Origin of the sequence: Flammeovirga aprica JL-4 (assembly GCF_012844305.1) — a bacterium.
Lineage (GTDB): Bacteria > Bacteroidota > Bacteroidia > Cytophagales > Flammeovirgaceae > Flammeovirga > Flammeovirga aprica.
Genome location: NZ_JABANE010000399.1, coordinates 1 through 602, shown reverse-complemented (window position 1 = coordinate 602; position 602 = coordinate 1). Strand labels below are relative to the sequence as shown.

1 protein-coding gene is annotated in these 602 nt (G+C 34.2%); it reads right to left on the bottom strand.

Features of this window, described 5'->3' with window-relative positions:
- Positions 1-602: transposase (locus HHU12_RS36135; protein ID WP_169661229.1), on the bottom strand; the 602-nt coding region annotated here is incomplete at both ends.

Below are 602 nucleotides of genomic sequence, written 5' to 3'. Positions count from 1 at the left end.
TTAGAATAGGAATTACGGGTGCCTAATGTTTGAAGCTGTTGTTCATATTTACTTAACTGATCTGCCTTTTTAATAATATTCCGGCATTGGGTTCTTTGCTTTTTTGTTGTTCGGCCATTTCCTCTTTTAGATAATTGTTCATCAAGATCTTCAGCAATTTCTTTCATTTTGTTACTGTCAGAACGAGAAGTATCTGAAGGAATATTTAATGCTCTGTCTTTGTCGGGAGATTCTTTTTCTAAGTTTTCAAGAGTCTGAATATATTCCTGGACTTTTGTTCGCACTTGCTGTGAAAACCTCTCTGAATTCTTTTTAAAAACTGTTTTATACTTATTCGCATTAGCACTAATGAGAGTGCCATCTAAAACATACTCTTCTAAATTCACAAATTCATGCTGGGCTAAATTCAATACCAAATTAACATGAATATCTTCCAAAATATCTTTTAGGTATTTAACCCGAAATCTAGAGATTGTTGCATGATCTGGTGTTTCACCTGACAGGAGCCACATACATGGAATAGATTCTTTCGCTAATCTCTCAAGTTCATGACTCGACCTATAAGGTGTGGTGTAGCTATAAAGAAGAAGTTTCAAAATTAG